Annotated in this window: 21 protein-coding genes; 11 read left to right on the top strand and 10 right to left on the bottom strand. The window is 69.9% G+C overall.

Annotated elements, in window-relative coordinates; genetic code table 11:
• The first annotated feature begins 1 nt into the window (after position 1).
• A complete protein-coding gene (leuD, locus tag ACTOWL_RS02355; RefSeq protein WP_441319581.1) occupies positions 2-619 on the top strand; it encodes a 3-isopropylmalate dehydratase small subunit in 618 nt (205 codons plus the stop codon).
• The gene (locus ACTOWL_RS02350) at positions 616-1,536 is read left to right on the top strand and encodes an alpha/beta fold hydrolase (protein ID WP_441319580.1); all 921 of its coding nucleotides are present in this window, start codon (positions 616-618) and stop codon (positions 1,534-1,536) included. Before leuD ends, ACTOWL_RS02350 begins: the two co-directional genes overlap by 4 nt.
• On the opposite strand, the gene ACTOWL_RS02345 is transcribed toward ACTOWL_RS02350, so the two are convergent.
• Both ACTOWL_RS02345 and ACTOWL_RS02340 read right to left on the bottom strand, forming a co-directional pair.
• Positions 1,523-2,080 (bottom strand): TetR/AcrR family transcriptional regulator, encoded by a 558-nt coding sequence (locus ACTOWL_RS02345; RefSeq protein WP_441319579.1) that lies wholly within the window; start codon positions 2,078-2,080, stop codon positions 1,523-1,525. The genes ACTOWL_RS02350 and ACTOWL_RS02345 overlap by 14 nt on opposite strands.
• 2 nt (positions 2,081-2,082) lie before the next feature.
• Positions 2,083-2,556 carry a nuclear transport factor 2 family protein gene (locus ACTOWL_RS02340; protein WP_441319578.1) on the bottom strand — a complete coding sequence of 158 codons (474 nt, stop codon included), beginning with the start codon at positions 2,554-2,556 and terminating at the stop codon, positions 2,083-2,085.
• 178 nt (positions 2,557-2,734) lie between these two features.
• On the opposite strand from ACTOWL_RS02340, the gene ACTOWL_RS02335 reads away from it, so the two are divergent.
• From ACTOWL_RS02335 to ACTOWL_RS02325, 3 genes are all read left to right on the top strand, one after another.
• A complete protein-coding gene (locus ACTOWL_RS02335; protein WP_441319577.1) occupies positions 2,735-3,244 on the top strand; it encodes a DUF1993 domain-containing protein in 510 nt (169 codons plus the stop codon).
• Positions 3,245-3,458: 214 nt separating this feature from the next.
• Positions 3,459-4,490 carry an NAD(P)-dependent alcohol dehydrogenase gene (locus ACTOWL_RS02330; RefSeq protein ID WP_441319576.1) on the top strand — a complete coding sequence of 344 codons (1,032 nt, stop codon included), beginning with the start codon at positions 3,459-3,461 and terminating at the stop codon, positions 4,488-4,490.
• Between the two features lie 88 nt (positions 4,491-4,578).
• Positions 4,579-5,388 carry a DUF72 domain-containing protein gene (locus tag ACTOWL_RS02325; protein ID WP_441319575.1) on the top strand — a complete coding sequence of 270 codons (810 nt, stop codon included), beginning with the start codon at positions 4,579-4,581 and terminating at the stop codon, positions 5,386-5,388.
• Positions 5,389-5,490: 102 nt separating this feature from the next.
• On the opposite strand, the gene ACTOWL_RS02320 is transcribed toward ACTOWL_RS02325, so the two are convergent.
• Genes ACTOWL_RS02320 through ACTOWL_RS02310 form a run of 3 tightly spaced genes read right to left on the bottom strand, consistent with a single transcriptional unit; the run spans position 5,491 to position 7,952 of the window.
• Positions 5,491-6,366, bottom strand: coding sequence for an SIS domain-containing protein (locus ACTOWL_RS02320; protein ID WP_441319574.1), 876 nt, complete (start codon positions 6,364-6,366; stop codon positions 5,491-5,493).
• 9 nt (positions 6,367-6,375) lie between these two features.
• On the bottom strand, positions 6,376-7,317 hold the full coding sequence (locus tag ACTOWL_RS02315; RefSeq protein ID WP_441319573.1) for a shikimate dehydrogenase family protein: 942 nt from the start codon (positions 7,315-7,317) through the stop codon (positions 6,376-6,378).
• Between the two features lie 2 nt (positions 7,318-7,319).
• Positions 7,320-7,952, bottom strand: a complete 633-nt coding sequence (locus tag ACTOWL_RS02310) for a glucose-6-phosphate isomerase (RefSeq protein ID WP_441319572.1) — start codon at positions 7,950-7,952, stop codon at positions 7,320-7,322.
• A gap of 177 nt (positions 7,953-8,129) precedes the next feature.
• Between ACTOWL_RS02310 and ACTOWL_RS02305 the strand changes: the two genes are divergently transcribed.
• From ACTOWL_RS02305 to ACTOWL_RS02285, 5 genes are all read left to right on the top strand, one after another.
• Positions 8,130-9,095 (top strand): substrate-binding domain-containing protein, encoded by a 966-nt coding sequence (locus ACTOWL_RS02305; protein ID WP_441319571.1) that lies wholly within the window; start codon positions 8,130-8,132, stop codon positions 9,093-9,095.
• A gap of 52 nt (positions 9,096-9,147) precedes the next feature.
• A complete protein-coding gene (locus ACTOWL_RS02300; RefSeq protein ID WP_441319570.1) occupies positions 9,148-10,653 on the top strand; it encodes a sugar ABC transporter ATP-binding protein in 1,506 nt (501 codons plus the stop codon).
• A 3-nt stretch (positions 10,654-10,656) separates the two neighbouring features.
• Positions 10,657-11,643, top strand: coding sequence for an ABC transporter permease (locus ACTOWL_RS02295; protein WP_441319569.1), 987 nt, complete (start codon positions 10,657-10,659; stop codon positions 11,641-11,643).
• 20 nt (positions 11,644-11,663) lie between these two features.
• Complete coding sequence (locus ACTOWL_RS02290; protein WP_441319568.1) at positions 11,664-13,166, top strand: xylulokinase; 1,503 nt, start codon at positions 11,664-11,666, stop codon at positions 13,164-13,166.
• Between the two features lie 243 nt (positions 13,167-13,409).
• Positions 13,410-14,312, top strand: coding sequence for an NAD-dependent epimerase/dehydratase family protein (locus tag ACTOWL_RS02285; protein ID WP_441319567.1), 903 nt, complete (start codon positions 13,410-13,412; stop codon positions 14,310-14,312).
• Between the two features lie 214 nt (positions 14,313-14,526).
• Here the strand turns inward: ACTOWL_RS02285 and ACTOWL_RS02280 are convergent, their stop codons facing one another.
• From ACTOWL_RS02280 to lpxA (ACTOWL_RS02270), 3 genes are all read right to left on the bottom strand, one after another.
• Positions 14,527-14,991 (bottom strand): SRPBCC family protein, encoded by a 465-nt coding sequence (locus tag ACTOWL_RS02280; RefSeq protein WP_441319566.1) that lies wholly within the window; start codon positions 14,989-14,991, stop codon positions 14,527-14,529.
• Between the two features lie 61 nt (positions 14,992-15,052).
• Positions 15,053-15,838, bottom strand: coding sequence for an acyl-ACP--UDP-N-acetylglucosamine O-acyltransferase (lpxA, locus tag ACTOWL_RS02275; protein WP_441319565.1), 786 nt, complete (start codon positions 15,836-15,838; stop codon positions 15,053-15,055).
• 127 nt (positions 15,839-15,965) lie between these two features.
• Positions 15,966-16,754: an acyl-ACP--UDP-N-acetylglucosamine O-acyltransferase gene (gene lpxA, locus ACTOWL_RS02270; RefSeq protein ID WP_441319564.1), complete on the bottom strand. Its 789-nt coding sequence runs from the start codon at positions 16,752-16,754 to the stop codon at positions 15,966-15,968.
• Between the two features lie 262 nt (positions 16,755-17,016).
• Here lpxA (ACTOWL_RS02270) and ACTOWL_RS02265 point away from each other — a divergent pair, with 262 nt between their 5' ends.
• Positions 17,017-17,628 carry a LysE family translocator gene (locus ACTOWL_RS02265; RefSeq protein ID WP_441319563.1) on the top strand — a complete coding sequence of 204 codons (612 nt, stop codon included), beginning with the start codon at positions 17,017-17,019 and terminating at the stop codon, positions 17,626-17,628.
• 3 nt (positions 17,629-17,631) lie between these two features.
• On the opposite strand, the gene ACTOWL_RS02260 is transcribed toward ACTOWL_RS02265, so the two are convergent.
• Positions 17,632-18,753 (bottom strand): DegT/DnrJ/EryC1/StrS family aminotransferase, encoded by a 1,122-nt coding sequence (locus ACTOWL_RS02260; protein ID WP_441319562.1) that lies wholly within the window; start codon positions 18,751-18,753, stop codon positions 17,632-17,634.
• A gap of 88 nt (positions 18,754-18,841) precedes the next feature.
• Positions 18,842-19,282 (bottom strand): helix-turn-helix domain-containing protein, encoded by a 441-nt coding sequence (locus tag ACTOWL_RS02255; protein ID WP_441319561.1) that lies wholly within the window; start codon positions 19,280-19,282, stop codon positions 18,842-18,844.
• Positions 19,283-19,305 lie beyond the last annotated feature (23 nt).

Below are 19,305 nucleotides of genomic sequence, written 5' to 3'. Positions count from 1 at the left end.
GATGGAGCCGTTCACCACCGTCACCGGCGCCGCGGCGCCGATCCCCGAGCCGAACATCGACACCGACGTGATCATGCCCAAGCAGTTCCTGAAGGGCATCACCCGGGAGGGGCTGGCCGAGGGCGCCTTCCACGACCTGCGCTTCGTAGCACCAGGGCGGGAGCGGCCGGACTTCATCCTGAACCGGCCCGGCTGGCGCGAGGCGCGGTTCCTGGTGGTCGGGCCGAATTTCGGCTGCGGCTCCAGCCGCGAACATGCGGTGTGGGGGCTGCTGCAGCGTGGTGTGCGGGCGATCATCGGCACCAGCTTCGCCAGCATCTTCCACGACAATTGCTTCCGCAACGGGCTGCTGCCGGTCGGGCTGGAGCCGGAACAGGTCGCGCAGCTGCAGGCCCTGTGCGCCGACCCCGAGCGCAACCGGCTGACCATCGACCTGGTGGCGCAGACCATCACGGCGCCGGATGGCGGCCTGATCCGCTTCGCCATCGACCCGCTGCGCCGGGACGACCTGCTGCAGGGCCGCGACGCCATCGCCGCCACCTTGGGCTGGAGCGACGACCTGCGCGCCTTCGAGGGCCGGCATTTCGCCGCCCGCCCCTGGCTGGAGCCCCGTCGTTGAGCCAGACTGCCCCGATGACCCTGATGCCCGGCTTCACGCCCTTCGACATCGAGACCGCGCCCGGAATCCGCATCCACGGCGCGCGAGCCGGCGACGGCCCGCCGGTGCTGCTGCTGCACGGCCACCCGCAGACCCATGCCACCTGGCACGCGGTGGCGCCGCGCCTGGTCGCGGCCGGGCACAGCGTGGTCGCCGCCGATCTGCGCGGCTATGGCGACAGCGCGCGGCCGGAGGGCGGCGACAACCACATCGCCTATTCGAAGCGGGCGATGGCGGCCGACCAGGTGGCGGTGATGCGCGCCTTGGGGCATGAGCGCTTCGCCGTGGTCGGCCATGACCGCGGCGGTCGCGTCGCCCACCGCATGGCGCTGGACCATCCCGAGGCGGTGCGCCGGATCGCGGTGCTGGACATCGCGCCGACGGCGACGATGTACGCCCGCACCGACCGCACCTTCGCCACCCGGTACTTCTGGTGGTTCTTCCTGATCCAGCCGGCGCCGCTGCCGGAGCGGCTGATCGAGGCCGACCCGGAATTCTACCTGCGCCACCACCTGGCGGGGCAGAGTCGGACGCCGGGCGTGCCGCGCGAGGAGCTGGTGCAGGAGTATCTGCGCTGCTACCGCCAGCCCGGCGCGGTCCACGCCATCTGCGAGGACTACCGCGCGGCGGCCACGATCGACCTGGAGCACGACGCCGCCGATGCCGATCGCCACGTCGAGGCGCCGCTGCTGGCGCTGTGGGGCGCCCGGGGCGTGGTCAGCGAGCTGTACGACGTGCTGGAAACCTGGCGCGACAAGGCGGCTGACGTCCGCGGCCACACCCTGCCCTGCGGCCACGCCCTGCAGGAGGAGCGGCCGGAGGAAACCGCCGCGGCGCTGATCGAGTTCCTGCGCGAGGAGCCGGTTACGCGGCCATGAGCCGGGCCTCGATCCGGGCCATGGCGCGGTGGAAGGTGGCGGTCTCGTCGAGCGCCCGGGCCAGGACCAGGGCGCCCTGGATCGCCGCCACCGCCTCCTCCGCCCGGTCGCGGGCCGTCTCTTCCGGCCGGCCCGACCGTGCCAGCGCCTGCGCCAGCGCATCGGTCCAGGCGGCGAAATAGCCGTGGATGGCGGCGGCGAAGCGGTCGCGGACATCGCCGAGCGCGAAGGCGCCGACCAGGCAGACCCGGCGGCCGGAGCGGAAATAGCCGTCGACCGCGCGGATCATCTCCGGCACCGCGCGGCGCGGCTCCTCCTGCCGCAGCGGGCGGAAGATGTGCTGCTCGAACCAGACATCGATCTCGGCCAGCACCGCCGCCGCCATCTCCTCCTTCCCGCCCGGGAAGAAGTGGTAGAGGCTGCCCTTGCCCAGGCCGGTGCGCTCGCCGATCAGGGCCAGGCTGGCGCCCTCGTAGCCATGCTCACGGAACACCTCGGCCAGGGCCGGCAGCACATCCGCACGCTCGGCGACGATCCTGGGCAAGGCTAGAGCCCGAGGTCGCCGAGCCCCGGATGGTCCGCCGGCCGCGGGCCGGACCGGTCCCAGTGGAACTTGCGCTCCGACTCCGCGATCGGCCGGTCGTTGATCGAGGCGTGGCGGATGCGCATCAGCCCGTGCTCGTCGAACTCCCAGTTCTCGTTGCCGTAGGAGCGGTACCACTGGCCGGAATCGTCGCGCCACTCATAGGCGAAGCGGACGGCGATGCGGTTGCCCTCCCAGGCCCAGAGCTCCTTGATCAGCCGGTAGTCCAGCTCCCGCGCCCATTTCCGGGTCAGGAACTCGACGATCCGGGCGCGGCCCTGCGGGAATTCCGCCCGGTTCCGCCAGCGGCTGTCCTCGGTATAGGCCAGCGAGACGCGCTGCGGGTCGCAGCTGTTCCAGCCATCCTCGGCCCCACGGACCTTCTGGATCGCGGTCTCGCGGGTGAAGGGCGGCAGCGGCGGACGGTCGGCGGCCATGACGGCTCTCCAGGATTGTACCGAACGGAACTGACTTTACCGATTGGTACAGAAGGCGATGCGACCGGTCAAGCCGATGCCCCTGCGGCGCTTGACCGCAAGTGAGTCGAGGCCGAGGAATCATCCGCCGCCGAACGCCCGGGTGATCGCGGCGCCCGTCCTTCATCGGAGCCATCCCTTGCCTCTCACCCTGCACGAGATCTCGATCGGCGTGATGCTGCCGAAGCTGCGCATGCTGGCGAAGCTGCTGGACAAGGCCGCGGCCCATGCCGAGGCCGGGGGGATCGACCCCGCCACGCTGGTCGAGGCCCGCCTGGCCCCCGACATGTACCCGCTGTCGGGCCAGGTCCAGCGCGTCAGCGATGCCGCCAAGTTCGGCGCCGCCCGCCTGGCCGGCCTGACGCCGCCGCCCTTCGAGGACAACGAGACCACCCTGGCCCAGTTGCAGGACCGCCTGGCCAAGACCGTCGCCTATCTCGAGAGCGTCGGGCCGGACCAGGTCGACGGCCGCGAGGAGGAGACCATCACCATCTCCCAGCGCGACCGCAAGGTGGACTTCACCGGCCGCAGCTACGCGCTGAGCATGGTGCTGCCGAACTTCTATTTTCACGTCGTCACCACCTACGACATCCTGCGCCACAAGGGCGTGGAGATCGGCAAGCGGGACTATCTGGCGCTGGTGTCCTGAGGCCCCTTCCCGTTCCGTCATGGCGAGGCGCGCCTCGCCATGACGGCATGGAAGGAGGTTGGCGGCATGCCTCCGCATGGCGAAAGCCATGAACTTTGGTATCCGATCGAAAACATTTGTGCGGCGACACCTTTCCCGTTCCCGGTAAAATGTCGTACCAAGGGGAGGTCAAGGGGCCGGCCGCGCGTCCGGCCCGAATTCGGGAGGATGCGAGATGCGTGCCTTGGTCCTGGAGCGCCAGAGGGAACTGTCGCTGCGCGAGATCGACCTGCCCCGGACGCTGGGTCCGGGCGACGTCCGGATCAGGATCGACACCGTCGGCGTCTGCGGCAGCGATGTGCACTACTACACCCATGGCCGGATCGGGCCCTTCGTGGTGAAGGAGCCGATGGTGCTGGGCCATGAGGCCGCCGGCACCGTGACCGAGGTCGGCCCCGGCGTCACCAGCCTGAAGCCCGGCGACCGGGTGTGCATGGAGCCGGGCATCCCCGATCTGACCTCCAAGGCCTCCAAGCTCGGCCTCTACAATGTCGACCCCAGCGTCGTGTTCTGGGCCACCCCGCCGGTGCATGGCTGCCTGACGCCCGAGGTGGTGCATCCCGCCGGCTTCACCTTCAAGCTGCCGGACAATGTCTCCTTCGCCGAGGGCGCGATGGTCGAGCCCTTCGCCGTCGGCCTGCAGGCGGCGGTGAAGGCGCGGATCCAGCCCGGCGACCTGGCCGTGGTGATCGGCGCCGGGCCGATCGGCATCATGGCGGCGCTGGCCGCCCTGGCCGGCGGCTGCAGCCGGGTGCTGATCTCCGACCTGCTGCCGGAGAAGCTGGCGATCGCCGAGCGCTATCCCGGCATCACCGGCGTCAACATCCGCGAGACGAAGCTGGCCGACGCCGTGGCCGCGGCGACCGATGGCTGGGGCGCCGATGTGGTGTTCGAGGCCAGCGGCAGCCCCCGCGCCTATCCCGGCATCTTCGACGTGGTGCGGCCCGGCGGCTGCCTGGTGGTGATCGGCATGCCGGTCGAGCCGGTGGCGGTCGACCTGGTCGCCGCCGCGGCCAAGGAGGTGCGGATCGAGACCGTGTTCCGCTACGCCAATGTCTACGACCGGGCCATCGCCATGATCGCCTCCGGCAAGGTCGACCTGAAGCCGCTGATCTCCCACACCTACGGCTTCGAGGACAGCATCACGGCCTTCGAGCGGGCGGCCGAGGGACGGCCGGCCGACGTCAAGCTGCAGATCAAGCTGTAGGCGGCAGCAGCGCCGGCCCGGCGCGGCCGGCGCTTGATTCCTCGTTCGCCTTATGTTCCAGTGGGGCCAGGCCAACGGGGAGGACGCCATGGCGGCGAAGCAGGCATCGGGGATTCGCGTCGGCATCGGCGGCTGGACCTTCGAGCCCTGGCGCGGGACCTTCTACCCCGACGGGCTGGCCCAGAAGCGCGAGCTGGAATACGCCTCGCGCCACGTCACCTCGATCGAGATCAACGGCACCTATTACGGCTCGCAGAAGCCGGAGACCTTCGCCAAATGGCGTGAGGAATCGCCGGAGGGCTTCGTCTTTTCGGTCAAGGGCACGCGCTTCACCACCAACCGGCGGGTGCTGGCCGAGGCCGGCGAGTCGATCGAGCGCTTCGTCGGCAGCGGCATCACCGAGCTGAAAGAGAAGCTGGGGCCGATCAACTGGCAGTTCCTGCCGACCAAGCAGTTCGACCCGAAGGATTTCGAGGCCTTCCTGAAGCTGCTGCCGCACAGCGTCGACGGCCACGCTTTGCGCCATGTGGTCGAGGTCCGGCACGACAGCTTCCGCACTCCCGAATTCATCGACCTGCTGCGCGCCCACACCGTGGCGGTGGTGCTGACCGACAAGGACGGCTTTCCGGAGATCCCGGACATCACCGCCCCCTTCGTCTATGCCCGGCTGCAGGGCGCCTCGGAAAAGATCGAGACCGGCTACGCCCCGAAGGCGCTGGACCAATGGGCCAAGCGCGCCAAGGCCTGGGCCGAGGGCGGCGCGCCGGACGATCTGAAGCCGGTCGGATCGCCGGAGGCGAAGCCGCCGAAATCGCGCGACGTCTTCATCTACATGATCAACGGCTTCAAGCCGAAGGCCCCGGCCGCGGCGATGGCGCTGATCAAGAAGCTGGGGTGAGATCCGTATTAGGTTGGGTTCGCGAAAGCGAACCCAACATCGCGCCGGCGGAATCAGGTTGGGTTCGCAAGAGCGAACCCAACCTACGAAGCCATTCGATCCTCACAACCGCTCGTTGAACCGCAGCTCGTTCAGCCGGCGCTTCATCGTTTGGAAGCGCTGGAAATGGGCGTCGTTGCGGCGCAGGGCCACGGCCGTCGACAGGATGTCGATCACCACCAGGGCGGCGATGCGCGAGATCGTCGGGGTGTAGACGCTGGTGTTCTCCAGCGTCTCGGCCACCAGCGCCACGTCGCTGTAGGGCACCAGCGGCGAATCCGTCCCGGTCAGGCAGATCACCTTGGCGCCGTTCTCGCGCGCGGTCCGCGCCACCTCGATGATCGAGCGGGTGCGGCCGGTGTTGGAAATCACCACCGCGACGTCGCCCGGCTGCATCATCGATGCGGCCATGATCTGCTGGTGGGAATCGAGCTCGGCCGAGCAGGGCACGCCGAACAGCGGGAATTTCTGCTGCGCGTCGCGGGCGACGATGCCGGAGGCGCCGAAGCCGAAGAAGGCGATCGACCGGGCCTGTTCCAGGATCGCGACCGCCGCCTCGATCGCGGCCTTGTCGAGATGGTTCCGGGCCCAGTCCAGGCTGGACAGGGTGTAGTCGAAGATCTTGTCGACCACCGTGGCCGGGGTGTCGGTGCCGAGCAGCACGGAATGGGTCGCCGGCAGGCCCAGCGCCAGGCTGTGCGCCAGGCGCAGCCGGAACTCCTGGTAGCCGGAGCAGCCGATGGCGACGCAGAAGCGGATCACGGTCGGCTGGCTGACCTCGGCCAGAAGCGCCATCTCCGCCACCGTCGCCTTGAGCACCCGCGCCGGGTCGGCCAGCACCGCATCGGCGACCTTGCGGTCCGACTTCCGCAGCTCGGAGCGCAGCGTGCGCACGACCTCGAGGATGTTGGCCGTGGCGGGGCGGTCGGTCGTGTCCATCGCCGCAGCCTACCCCTTCGCCGCCGCGGCGGCGATGCGGGACAGGTCGTCGAAGCGCGGGCCCGCGGTCGGGATCGGGATGTGGAAGACCTCGGCGATCACCTGGGTCCAGCCATGGATGAAATAGGTCCAGCCATCCTCGATGGCCAGGCCCTGCGCCGCCTGCTGCCGCCGGGCCTGATCCAGGAACACCAGGTCGCCGCGGTAGTTCAGGTCCCAGGCCAGGCCGCCCTGCGGGAACCGGCCCGTATCGGTCAGCGGCGACCCCGGCGCGTCCTTGCCCAGGCCGGTGGCGTTGACCACGACCGAGCCCGGCTTAAGCCCGGCCAGCACCGCATCGTTGTCGGCCGGCCTCGGCGCCAGCACGTAGTCGACCGGCACATTGGCGCCCATCTCGCCATGGATGCGGCGGATCTCGTCCAGCCGCGCCTTGCTGCGGTTCGAGACGATGATCCGCGACGGCCGGTCGCCCTGCATCGCATGCCAGGTCAGGGCGATGGTGGAGCCGCCGGCGCCGATCGAGAACAGCTCCGCCCCGGTGCGGGCGAAATGCCCCGCCGGCACGAAGGCGTCGAAGGCGAGGCCGGAGGAGATCGGGTCCTTGGCGTGGCAGACCAGCCGGTCCTCGGCCTTGGAGATGCAGCTGGTCTCGCCCATCAGCGCGGCATGCGGGTCGATCACGTCGAACAGGTCGCGGCAGGCGTGGAACAGGTCGATCTTGTGGGTGGTGACCAGGGCGCCGAGCGACAGCGGGTCGTCGCGCAGGAAGGTCACCGCCTCGCGATAGGCCGCCGGGTCGGCGTGCAGCGGGAAGTCGATGCCGCGGATCTCGGCCTCCGCCAGGCCGAGCGCGCGGGCCCAGGCCGGGAACACCTTCATGATCGAGCTTTTGCCGGTGGTGACGCCGATGAAGTACAGCGTCGGCCGGGTGGCGGGCTGGTAGGCGGCCATGCTCAGGCTCCCTGCGCCGCCACGAACAGGGCGTCGATCCGCGCCTGCGGCCGCGGCCGGTAGTCCGGGTTATCGACCGCGACCCAGCCGCCGAACCCGTCGTCGAGGATGCGCTGCCGCATGCCGCCGGCCTGCTCGATGATGCCGTAATCCTGCCCGGCATCGGCCGGGTAGCAGAAGCTCATCACCAATTCCTCGACCCCGACATTGATAGAGCGGTGGATCCAGTAGGGCGGCACGTAGCAGACCGTGCGCGGTTCGATCTCGACGATGCGGATTTCGCCGGAAGGCGATTCCATCAGCATCAGGCCGCGCCCGGCCTCGCCGGTGTAGATCTCCGGCCGGTCGGCCTTGGCGTGGATGTGGCCGCGGGTCAGGAAGTATTCCCGCCCGATCCGGCCCGGCACCATGCGGGTGACGCCGAAGATCAGGTCGCCGGCGGCGGCGGAGGGCCGGTGGTCCTGCACCTCGTAGACGATCCGGTCGCCGCCTTCCGCCACCGCCGCCGCAAAGGCCGCCGCGTCGCCATAGAGGCCGGAGAGGTCGGAGAGCCGCTTGACGTAGCGTCCGGTCGCCCCCGAGAGGCCCCCGTCGGTCACGCCGATGACGCATCGCCCCGGCTCGCGCAGCTGCATGGTTCGCTCCGATTTCGTAGCAAAACTACGGATGCAGAATGAATGAGCCAGTTCTTCAGCCGTTTCAAGCGCCGATCGGCATGCTCTCTCCCAGAATCGAATTGACCGTCCGCCGATTCGGTACTTTAACTACAGAACCGGGTCGACACACGCCCGGGCACCAAGGGGAGGATCCGGATGTTCAAGACCGTGTTGACGGGCTGCCTGGCCACGACCGCCCTCCTGATCGGCAGCGCCCAGGCGGCGGACTGCATGATCGGCATCTCGATGAAGACGCTGAACGCGCCCTATTTCGCGGCGCAGGAGGCCGCGGCCAAGGACCAGGCCGCCAAGGCCGGCTGCCAGGTGGCCACGGCCGACGCCCAGAACGACATGGGCAAGCAGATCGGCGACGTCGAGGACATGGTGTCCAAGGGCGTCAACCTGCTGATCATCAATGCGGCCGACCCGCAGGGGCTGGTCCCCGCCATCAACGCCGCGGCCGCGGCCGGGGTGAAGGTGGTGGCGATCGACAGCACGGTCGACCCCAAGGCCAAGTACATCACCCTGATCCAGTCCTCGAACGACCAGAACGGCTTCCAGGTCGGCCAGTGGCTGGCGCAGTCGACCGCCGGCAAGGATCTCAAGATCGCCCTGCTCTCCGGCGAGAAGGGCAATGTCGTCGGGCAGGAGCGCCGGCTGGGCGTGTTCCGCGGCCTGGTCGAGGGCCAGCTGGTCAATGGCGGCAAGGTCGGCTTCGCCGTGGTCGGCCAGGGCTGGGGCGGCTGGACGCATGAGGGCGGGCTGAAGGCGATGGAGGACCTGCTGGTCGCCCATCCGGACATCAACGTCGTCCTGGGCGAGAACGATTCGATGGTGCTGGGCGCCCGCAAGGCGCTGGAGGCCGCGGGCAAGCTGAACGACGTGCTGCTGGTCGCCGCCGCCGATGGGCAGAAGGAGGCGCTGCAGCTGATCCAGGAGGGGCAATACGGCGCCACCGGGCTGAACGACCCGGCCCTGATCGCGCGCACCGCGGTCGATGTCGGCATGAAGGCGCTGGACGGGTCGCTGCCCGCCGACTTCCCGAAGACCGACCTGACCACCCCCGACGCCATCACCAAGGACAACGTCGCCAAGTACTACCGGCCCGACGCTGTTTTCTGATCACCAGGGGCGGCGGCCAGCCCGCCGCCCCTGCCCTGCCGGAGGGGACAGCATGACCGATCTGGTGGATCTGCGCGCCATCACGAAGTCGTTCGGCGGCGTCCGGGCCCTCGCCGGGGTCGACTTCACGGTGCGGCCCGGCGAGGTGCATGCCCTGCTGGGCGAGAACGGCGCCGGCAAGTCGACGCTGATGCGGGTGCTGGGCGGCGAGATGCGGCCCGATGCCGGCGAGATCCGGATCGAGGGCCAGCCGGTGCTGTTCGGCGGCCCGCGTGAGGCGCTGGAGCGCGGCATCGCCGTGATCCACCAGGAGCTGGCGCTGGCGCCCGATTTGTCGGTGGCCGAGAACATCTTCATGCGCGAGCTGCCGCGGGTGATCGGCTGGCGCAGCCTGAACCGCCGGGCCCGCGCCCTGATCGAGCGGCTGGGCTTCGAGATCGACCCGCGCCGCCTGGTCGGCGACCTGGCCGTCGCCCACCAGCAGGTGGTGGAGATCGCCAAGGCGCTGTCGCGCGAAATCCGCGTCATCGTCTTCGACGAGCCGACGGCAGTGCTGGCCGCGCGTGATGCCGAGCGGCTGCACCGCATCATCGCCGATTTGCGCGGCGCCGGAGTCGGCATCGTCTACATCTCGCACCGGCTGGAGGAGGTGTTCCGCATCGCCGACCGGATGACGGTGATGAAGGACGGCCGCACGGTCGGCACCGTGACGCCGCAGCAGGCCGGGATCGACGAAATCATCCGCATGATGGTCGGCCGGCCGCTGGCGGCGATGTTCGCCGACAAGTCCCGGCGCCAGGCGGGGGCGGAGGCGCTGCGGGTCGAGAACCTGCGCGCCGGCACCCGGGTGCGCGGCGTCAGCTTCGCGGTGCGGGCCGGCGAGATCCTGGGGCTAGGCGGCTTGGTCGGGTCCGGCCGCACCGAGGTGGCACGGCTGATCTTCGGCGCCGACCGGCGCGACGGCGGCGAGATTTTTCGGAACGGCCGCAAGGTCTCGATCCGCTCCCCGCTCGATGCGGTCGCCGCCGGGATCGGGCTGGTGCCGGAGGACCGCAAGGGCCAGGGCGTGATCCTGGGCCTGTCGATCCGGGTCAACGCCACCATGGCGCGGCTGAAGCCGGTGGTGAATCCGCTGGGCTTCATCCGCCGCGTCGCCGAGAAGCGCCTGGTCGGCGACCTCGCCGGCAGCCTGCGGGTCAAGGCCACCGGCATCGAGGCGCCGGTGTCCAGCCTGTCCGGCGGCAACCAGCAGAAGGTGGTGCTGGCCAAGTGGTTCCATGTCGGCGGCGAGGTCATCATCCTCGACGAGCCGACGCGCGGCGTCGATGTCGGCGCCAAGGCCGAGATCTACGCCCTGATCGAGCGCATGGCCGCCGAGGGCAAGGCGGTGATCGTGATCTCGTCGGAGCACCAGGAGCTGTTCGGCCTGTGTGACCGGGTGCTGGTGATGGGCGAAGGCGAGATCCGCGGCGAGCTGCCGCCGGATCGCTACAGCGAGGAAAACCTGCTGTCGCTGGCGATGATCCGCCGCGACGGCGAGCTGAGGATGGCGGGCTGACGCATGACCACCACGACCGCCGGGACGACGGACAAGCCGCGCAGCCGCACCGATATCGGTGAGCTGTTCCACCGCTACGGCACCTTCTGCATCTTCGTGCTGCTGATCGTCGGCGCGCATCTACTGTCGCCGGCCTTCCTGACCGAGCGGAACATCATGAACGTGCTGCGCCAGATCTCCGGCACCGGGATCATGGCGGTCGGCATGCTGCTGGTGATCCTGACCCGCGGCATCGACCTGTCGGTCGGCTCGGTCTCGGCGCTGGGCAGCGTGCTGTCGGCCTATCTCGTCGCCAGCTGGTCGCCGGAGGCGTCGACCGCGCTGGTGGTGCTGGCCGGCGCCGGCTGCGGCCTGGTCACCGGCATCCTGGTCGCCTATCTGCGCCTGCCGGCCTTCGTCATGACGCTGGCGATGATGACCGCGGCGCGCGGCCTGTCGCTGATCATCTCGAACGGCCAGCCGATCCTGCTGGGCGACAGCGGCCAGGCCTTCACCGATTTCGGCGCCGGCTTCCTGTTCGGCGTGCCGCAGCCGGTACTCCTGATGTTCGCCGTGTTCATCGTCGGCGGGGTGGTGCTGGGCTTCACCAAGTTCGGCCGCATCGTCCGGGCCATCGGCTCGAATGAGGAGGCGGTGCGCCTGTCCGGCATCGCCGTGCCGCGCTATGTCTGCGCGGTCTATGTCATCTCCGGCGCGCTGGCCGCCCTGGCCGGCATCATCTCCACCGCCCGGGCCGGGGTCGGCTCGGCCCAGGTCGGGGTCGGGGCCGAACTGGCGGTGATCGCCGCGGTGGTGATCGGCGGCGCCAGCCTGATGGGCGGGCGCGGCGGCGCGGTCAACACGCTGCTCGGCGCCATGGTGATGGGCGTGATTGGCAACATCATGAACCTGGCCAACGTCCCGGGTTATCATCAGCAGGTCCTGATGGGCGCCATCATCGTGGTCGCGGTGCTGCTGCAGCACGGCACGCGCTGGCTGCGCCGGAATTAGGCCTGCCGCACGGAGCCGAAATGACCCGCGACCTCGCCCTTTCGATCGATGTCGGCACCGGCAGCGCGCGGGCGGCGCTGGTCGATGGCGGTGGCCGCATCCTGGCCATCGCCGCCAAGGAGCACGAGCAGATCGTGCCGCAATTCGGCTGGTCGGAGCAGCGGCCGGCGGACTGGTGGGCCGGCGTCGTGCAGTCGGTGCGGACGGTGCTGGACCAGGTCGAGGGCGCCCGCGGCCGCATCGCCGCGGTCTGCGCCTGCGGCCAGATGCACGGCACGGTGCTGGTCGACGACACCGGCGCCCTGACCCGCGACACCGTCCCCTTGTGGAACGACAAGCGCACGCTCGACCTCGTCGCGGCGTTCGAGCGCGACCATGCGCCCCCAAGCTACCTGGCCGAGAGCGGCAACCCGCCGACACCGGCCTGGCCGGGCTTCAAGCTGGCCTGGATCCGCGACCACGACCCTGAGGCCTATCGCCGGGCGGCGGCGGTGATGATGCCGAAGGACTACGTCAATTTCCGCCTGACCGGCGAGATCGCCATGGAGGCGACGGAAGGCTCCTGCAGCTTCCTGATGAACCCGGCGACGCGCGACTGGTCGCCCGCCATGATCGCGCTGCTGGGGCTGGACGCGGCCAAGCTGCCGCGGCTGCGCTCGCCGCTGGAGATCCTGGGCAGCGTCACCGCCGCCGCCGCGACCGAGACCGGCCTGCTGGAAGGCACGCCGGTGCTGGTCGGCGGCGCCGACTATCCGATGGCCCTGTTGGGCTCGGGCGCCTGCCGGCCGGGGCTGGTCTCCGACGTCACCGGCACCTCATCGATCATCACCCTGATCACCGAAGCGCCGCTGCTGGACCCCGAGATCTGCAACGTCGCCACGATCGAGGGCGGCTGGGGGCCGTTCGTGCTGCTGGAGAGCGGCGGCGACGCCATGCGCTGGGCCCGCCGCGCCTTCCATGAGGGCGCGCTGGGCTATCCCGAGATCGTCGCCAAGGCGGCCGAGGCCGCGCCGGGTGCTGGCGGCCTGCTGTTCCTGCCCTATCTGGTGGGCGAGCGGCTGGGCGCCCACCGCAACGCCCGGGCGCAGTTCTTCGGCCTCGGCGCCGGCCACGGCCTGGCCGAGCTGCACCGCGCGGTGCTGGAGGGCGTGGCCTTCGCCGTCACCCGCCACATCCGGGTGATGGAGGCGGCGTCGGGCCGGCCGCTGGACCGGCTGATCGCGTCGGGCGGCGGCGCCAAGACCGAGCTGTGGCTGAAGATCAAGGCCAGCGCCACCGGCCTGTCGATCCTGGTGCCGGAGGAGGCGGAGTGCGGCGTGGTCGGCTGCGCCGCCATGGTCGCCGCCGCCACCGGCCGCTTCGCCACGGTGCAGGACGCGGCCGGGGCGTTCGTCCGCTATGGCGCCGAGATCGCCCCCGATCCGGAATGGGCCGAGCGCTATGCCCGGATGCAGCCGGTGTTCGACCGGCTCTACCGCCACAGCCAGGCGCTGTACGACGATCTGGACGGGATTACGTCGTAGCGGATCAGAGCCACCCCTTGCCGTCATTGCGAGGAGGCGAAGCCGACGAAGCAATCCAGGGGCCACGGCAAGCGGCCCTGGATTGCTTCGCTGCGCTCGCAATGACGGTATGAGGAGTTCTGAGAACGTCGACGGCAATCCGGCGCGACAGATCAAAACTTGTGAATTCTGTTCACGAATGAGCGACTTTTCAGCCGTGAATTCCGCCCCCATCTCCTGTCCGACACAGCGGAGAACATCGGCATGACCATCTTCCTGACCGGCGCCAGCGGCTATATCGGCGGTGCCATCGCCCTGCGGCTGATGCAGGACGGGCACCGGATCCGCGGCCTGGTGCGGTCGCCGGACAAGGCCGCGCGGCTGCAGGCGCTGGGCATCGAGCCGGTGCCGGGTGATCTGTCGGACACGGCGCTGCTGGCGCGGGAGGCGAAGGCGGCCGATGCGGTGGTCAACGCCGCCAGCTCCGACGACCGGGCGGCGGTGGAGGCCCTGCTCGACGCGCTCGCCGGCAGCGGCAAGCCGTTCCTGCACACCAGCGGCAGCAGCGTGGTGGCCGACGACGCCCGCGGCGACTGGGCCTCGGACCGTGTCTACGACGAGGACACGCCGGTCGAGCCGGTGCCGGGTAAGGCGGCGCGGGTCGCGATCGACCGGCTGATCGTCGACGCCGCCGGGCGCGGCGTGCGCTCCGTGGTGCTGTGCAACAGCCTGATCTACGGCACCGGGCCCGGGCTGCACGCCGACAGCGTGCAGATCCCGACGCTGGTCGCCGCAGCGCGGAAGACCGGCGTGGTCCGCCATATCGGGCGCGGCCTCAACATCTGGTCGAACGTGCATGTCGACGACGTGGCGGAGCTCTACGTCCTGGCGCTGGCCCGCGCCCCGGCCGGCACCTTCGCCTATGTCGAGAATGGCGAGGCCTCCTTCGCCGAGGCTACGGCGGCGATCGCCCGGCGGCTCGGCCTCGGCGCGCCGCAGCCCTGGCCGGTTGACGACGCCATCGCCGCGCTGGGCTTCGGCCATGCCGTGTACTCGCTGGGCTCGAACAGCCGGGTGCGCGGCAAGCGGGCCCGGGCGGAACTGGGCTGGGCGCCGAAGCACGATTCGCTGACCGATTGGATCGAGACGGAGATGCCGGTGGAGTAGACCAAACTCAAAGGCCAGAGTGCATTGCCTCTCCCGCTTAAGGGACCTTTGTAGAATTCCAAAACACCGTCATTGCGAGCGCAGCGAAGCAATCCAGGGCCGCACGCACCGGCCCCTGGATTGCTTCGTCGGCTTCGCCTCCTCGCAATGACGGCGAGGGGATGGGCGCTGGGAAGAGGTCCCGCAAGCGGCGCCCCTGGCCTTGGCGCCGCCGTCAGCCCCGCAGGTATCGGGCGAAGTCGGCGAGGATCAGCGGCCAGCCGCCGGGCGAGGCCATGCCCTCGCGCAGCCGCCCTGCCCCGTCGCCATGGCGCTCGAAATCGCGATGCTCGAGCTCGATCCGGGTGCCGCTGCCCTCCGCCAGAAAATGGATCTCGACCTCGCTGGCCCGCTCCTCCGGCTCCGGCGCCCGGTCCGGGCTGACAGCGAAGGACAACACCAGCCGGGACGGCGGCTCATAGGCGCGGACCTCGCCCCAGGCGGTCTCCTGGCCGGCGCGGTCACGCTCGAACCACAGGCCGCCGGGCTTCGGCTCGATCACGGCGGTGTCGAGCTCGGCCTGGGCGTAGGTGTAGGCAAGCGGCCACCACCGCCCGAGCTCGGCGGTGAAGGCCTCGAAGGCACGCTCCGGCGGCGCGTCGACGGTGATGCCGGCCTGGATCGGACTCAAGGCGGTCATGGCGTTCTCCTCGAAGAGCGGCTTCGAGTCAGCAACGCGCCGAAGGGCCGGACCGTTGCCGTCAGGCCGCGACCAGCCCGCGCCTGGTGTCGGACAGGAACTCCAGCAGCTCGGCCACGCCCTTGTCTGCGGCATGGTCGCGGCGGACCCGGGCCACCCGCTCCGCCTTCCCGCCGGTGCCGCGGAACAGCGTGCGGAACACGCGGCGCAGGGCCAGCACCTCCGGCTCGGTGAAGCCGTGCCGGCGCAGGCCGACCTCGTTCAGCGACACCAGCCGCGCCCGGTCGCCCTGGACCAGGCAGAAGGGCGGCACGTCCTGCGCCACCATGGCCCCGGCGGCGACGAAGGCGTGGGCGCCGATGCGGGTGAACTGGTGCACCCCGGCCAGGCCGCTGACATGGACGTGGTCGCCGACCTCGACATGGCCGGCCAGGGTCGCGGCGTTGGCGAACTGGGCGCGGTTGCCGATGCGGCAGTCATGGGCGATGTGCGAGCAGGCCATGAACAGGTTGCCGTCGCCGACCTCGGTCAGCCCGCCGGAGACGCCGACGCCCGGCTGGATGGTGACGTATTCGCGGATGATGTTGTCGTGGCCGATGACCAGCCGGGTGTCCTCGCCCTTCCACTTCAGGTCCTGCGGCGGCGCGCCGACCGAGGCGAATTGGAAGATCTGGTTGCGGTCGCCGATCTCGGTCCGCCCCTCGATCACCGCATGCGGCCCGACGATGCAGTCGCGGCCCAGCCGGACCTTCGGCCCGATCACGGCATAGGCGCCGATGCGGGTGCCCTCGCCGATCTCGGCGCCCGGCTCGATGATCGCGGTATGGTGGATCAAGGGCGACGTCATGCGGATTCCCAACGGAGGACGCCGGTCAGCCCGGCACGTTGGCGATCCTGCCGCCCGCGGCGCCAGCGCGGAACTCAAAAATTGTTACACATCATTGCGTTGGCGGCCGGTGCCGCGTCCCGGCCGCTCAGGCCGCTGCCAGGCCGCGCTTGGTGTCCGACAGGAAGCGCAGCAGCAGATCGACCCCGAGGCGGCCGGCATAGGCATGATGCACCGCCGCCATCCGCTCGGCCTTGCTGCCGTCGCCGCGGAACAGCAGGCGGAACACCTTGCGCAGCATCAGCACATCCGCCTCGATGAAGCCGTTGCGGCGCAGCCCGACCTCGTTCAGCGACACCAGCCGGGCCCGGTCGCCCTGCGCCAGGCAGAAGGGCGGCACGTCCTGGGACACCATGGCGCCGGCCGCGACGAAGGCGAGGGTGCCGATCCGGGTGAATTGATGGACCGCGACCACACCGCTGAGAAAAGCGTGGTCGTCGACCTCGCAATAGCCGGCGATCCCCGCACCGTTGACGAAGCGTGTGTGGTTGCCGATGCGGCAGTCATGGCCGACATGGGAGTTGACCATGAACAGGTTGCCGTCGCCGATGCTGGTCGTCCCGAGCGGCCGCGCGGCGCCGGAATGGATGGTGACGTGCTCGCGGAACACATTGTCGTTGCCGATCCGCAGCCGGCTGTTGCCGCCGCCCCATTTCAGATCCTGCGGCGGCGCCCCGACCGAGGCGAACTGGAAGATGTGATTGCGATCGCCGATCTCGGTGTCGCCCTCGACCACGGCATGGGGGCCGACGACGTTGTCGCACCCGAGCCGCACGTCCGCGCCGATGACGGCATAGGGCCCGACGCGGGTGCCCGGGCCGATCTCGGCGCCGGCCGCAATGATGGCGGTGGGGTGGAACAGGCTCGACAAAGACATGATCTCGGCTGGCCAGGAATGCATGAATGAAACCAGGATGATCCCTGGATTAGACTGGCCGCGCACTTTTTCGGCGCCGATATTGCGCTTGAACAGGCAATAACGGAACGTCAAAATTCCCACCACACTCATTACAGATGCCGGAAACAATTGGAAATTCTTCAAACACCGAGTGATTTCAACGATGTGCGAGACAGGATGAATTTCCCCTGGCATAATATATTTCTTAATGTTTCTACGCCTGACTCGCGAAGGTGAGCCGATGGAACTGTCGACGCTGCTGATCTATGCCGTCACGCTCGGCGTCGCCTGCGCCGTGCCGGGCCCGACCACCGCCGCGCTGGTGGCCCGCGTGCTCGGCCGCGGCAGCCGCGGAGCGCCGGCCTTCTGCGCCGGGCTGATGGCCGGCGACCTGATGTGGCTCGGCGCCACCGCGCTCGGCCTCGCCATGGTGGCGGCGACGATGCAGCCGGTCTTCGTCGTGATCAAATACGCCGGCGCCGCCTATCTGCTGTATCTCGCCTGGAAGCTGTGGACCGCCCCGGCCGCGGCTCCGGTCGAGGCGCAGCCGGTGCGCGGCGAAGGTGTGCGGCTGTTCCTGGCCGGCATCTCGGTCTGCCTCGGCAACCCGAAGACGACGCTGTTCTACCTGGCGCTGCTGCCGACCATCATCGACCTGCCGCGGCTGACCTGGATCGGCTTCGCCGAGCTCGCCGCCACGCTGGTCGTGGTCTACGGCGCGGTGCTGGCGCTGTATGTCGTGCTGGCCCTGCGCGCCCGCCGGATGTTCCGGTCGCCGCGGGCGCTCAGGGCGATCAACCGCGGCACCGGCGCGGTGATGGCCGGTGCCGCGGTGGCGGTGGCCACGCGCTGAGCCCTACCCGACCGCCGCGATCACCGCGTCGCAGACACGGTCGGCGTCGGCGTCGGACAGGAAGGGGTGCATCGGCAGGCTCAGCACCTCGCGGCTCAGCGCCTCGCTGACCGGCAGCGAGCCCTCGCCCTCGCCATGGGCGCGGTAGGCTTCGGCCAGGTGCATCGGCGTCGGGTAGTAGATCGCGGTCGGGACCCCGGCCTCGCCCAGCTTCGCCCGCACCGCGTCGCGGTCCGCCACACGGATGGTGTATTGCGCCCAGGCGCAGATCAGCCCGTCCGGCATCACCGGGGTCTGGATGCGGTTGGACAGCCGGGCCGAATAGTGCCGGGCCAGCCGGTCGCGGGCCTCCAGCTCGTCGGAAAAACTCGGCAGCTTGGCCAGCAGCACCGCCGCCTGGATGGTGTCGAAGCGGGCGTTGAGGCCGACCCGGACGGTGTCGTAGCGGCTCTTGCCCTCGCCATGCACGCGGATCGATTTGAGGATCTCGGCCAGATCGTCGTCATCGGTGAAGATGGCGCCGCCGTCGCCGTAGCAGCCGAGCGGCTTGGCCGGGTAGAAGCTGGTGGCGGTGACCGGCGCCAGCGACCCGACCGGGCGGCCGTGGAAGGCGCCGCCGAAGCTCTGCGCCGCGTCGTCGATCACGAACAGGCCATGCGCGTCGGCGATCGCCTGCAGCTTGGGATAGTCGACCGGCAGGCCGAACAGGTCGACCGCGATCACCGCCTTCGGCGCCAGCCTGCCGGCCGCCTTGGTCGCGGCGACGCGGCGCTCGAGATCGGCCAGGTCGACCAGATAGGTCGCGGGATCGACATCGACGAAGACCGGCGACGCGCCGAGCAGCAGGATCGCCTCCGCCGTCGCGGTGAAGGTGAAGGCCGGCACGAAGACGGCGTCGCCCGGGCCGATGCCCCGCGCCATCAGCGGCATGATCAGCGCGTCGGTGCCGCTGGCCACCGTCAGGCAGTGGCGGGCGCCGGCCCGCTGCGCCAGCTCGCCTTCCAGCTCCGCCACCTCCGGCCCCAGGATGTATTGGCCATGGTCGAGCACCGCATGGATGCGGGCATCGATCAGGGGCTTCAGGCGGGCGTATTGCTGCTTGAGGTCGACGAAGGGAAGCGACACGGGCGAGCCTCGGCTGTATCGGAACAGGGCTGATGTAGCCCCGCCCCGGCCGCGACGCCAGCCTGAAACGCGGCCCGGGCGCTTCGCCTCAGTGCTCGGACGCCGCCTCCGGCCCGAGCGAGCGCAGCAGGTCGACCAGGCGGCGGCGGACCGTCGGATCCTCGATCCGGTAATAGGCCCGCACCAGCTCCAGCGTCTCGCGGCTCGCCACCATCTCGTTGTCATGCGCCGGATGGGCGGAGCCGTTCTGCGGGACGTCGGTCATGCCTTCGAAGAAGTAGCCGACCGGCACGTTGAGGATGCGCGTCAACTGGTGCAGCCGGCTGGCGCTGACGCGGTTGGCGCCGCGCTCGTATTTCTGGATCTGCTGGAACGACACGCCGAAGGCCGCAGCCAGCTTCTCCTGGCTCATCCCCATGAGAGTGCGGCGCTGGCGCAGTCGGGTCCCGACATGGACATCCACCGGATCCGGGCCATCTTCGCTGATGGTCTTGCGCCGGCGCTGTCGGTCCGAGCCGCGGATGGCCATACTGTTATTTCCTCCTGCGGGCC

The organism is Inquilinus sp. CA228, from assembly GCF_052078665.1.
Lineage (GTDB): Bacteria > Pseudomonadota > Alphaproteobacteria > DSM-16000 > Inquilinaceae > Inquilinus.
Note: the sequence above shows the minus strand (reverse complement) of the source record. Positions and strands in the feature narration are given on the sequence as shown.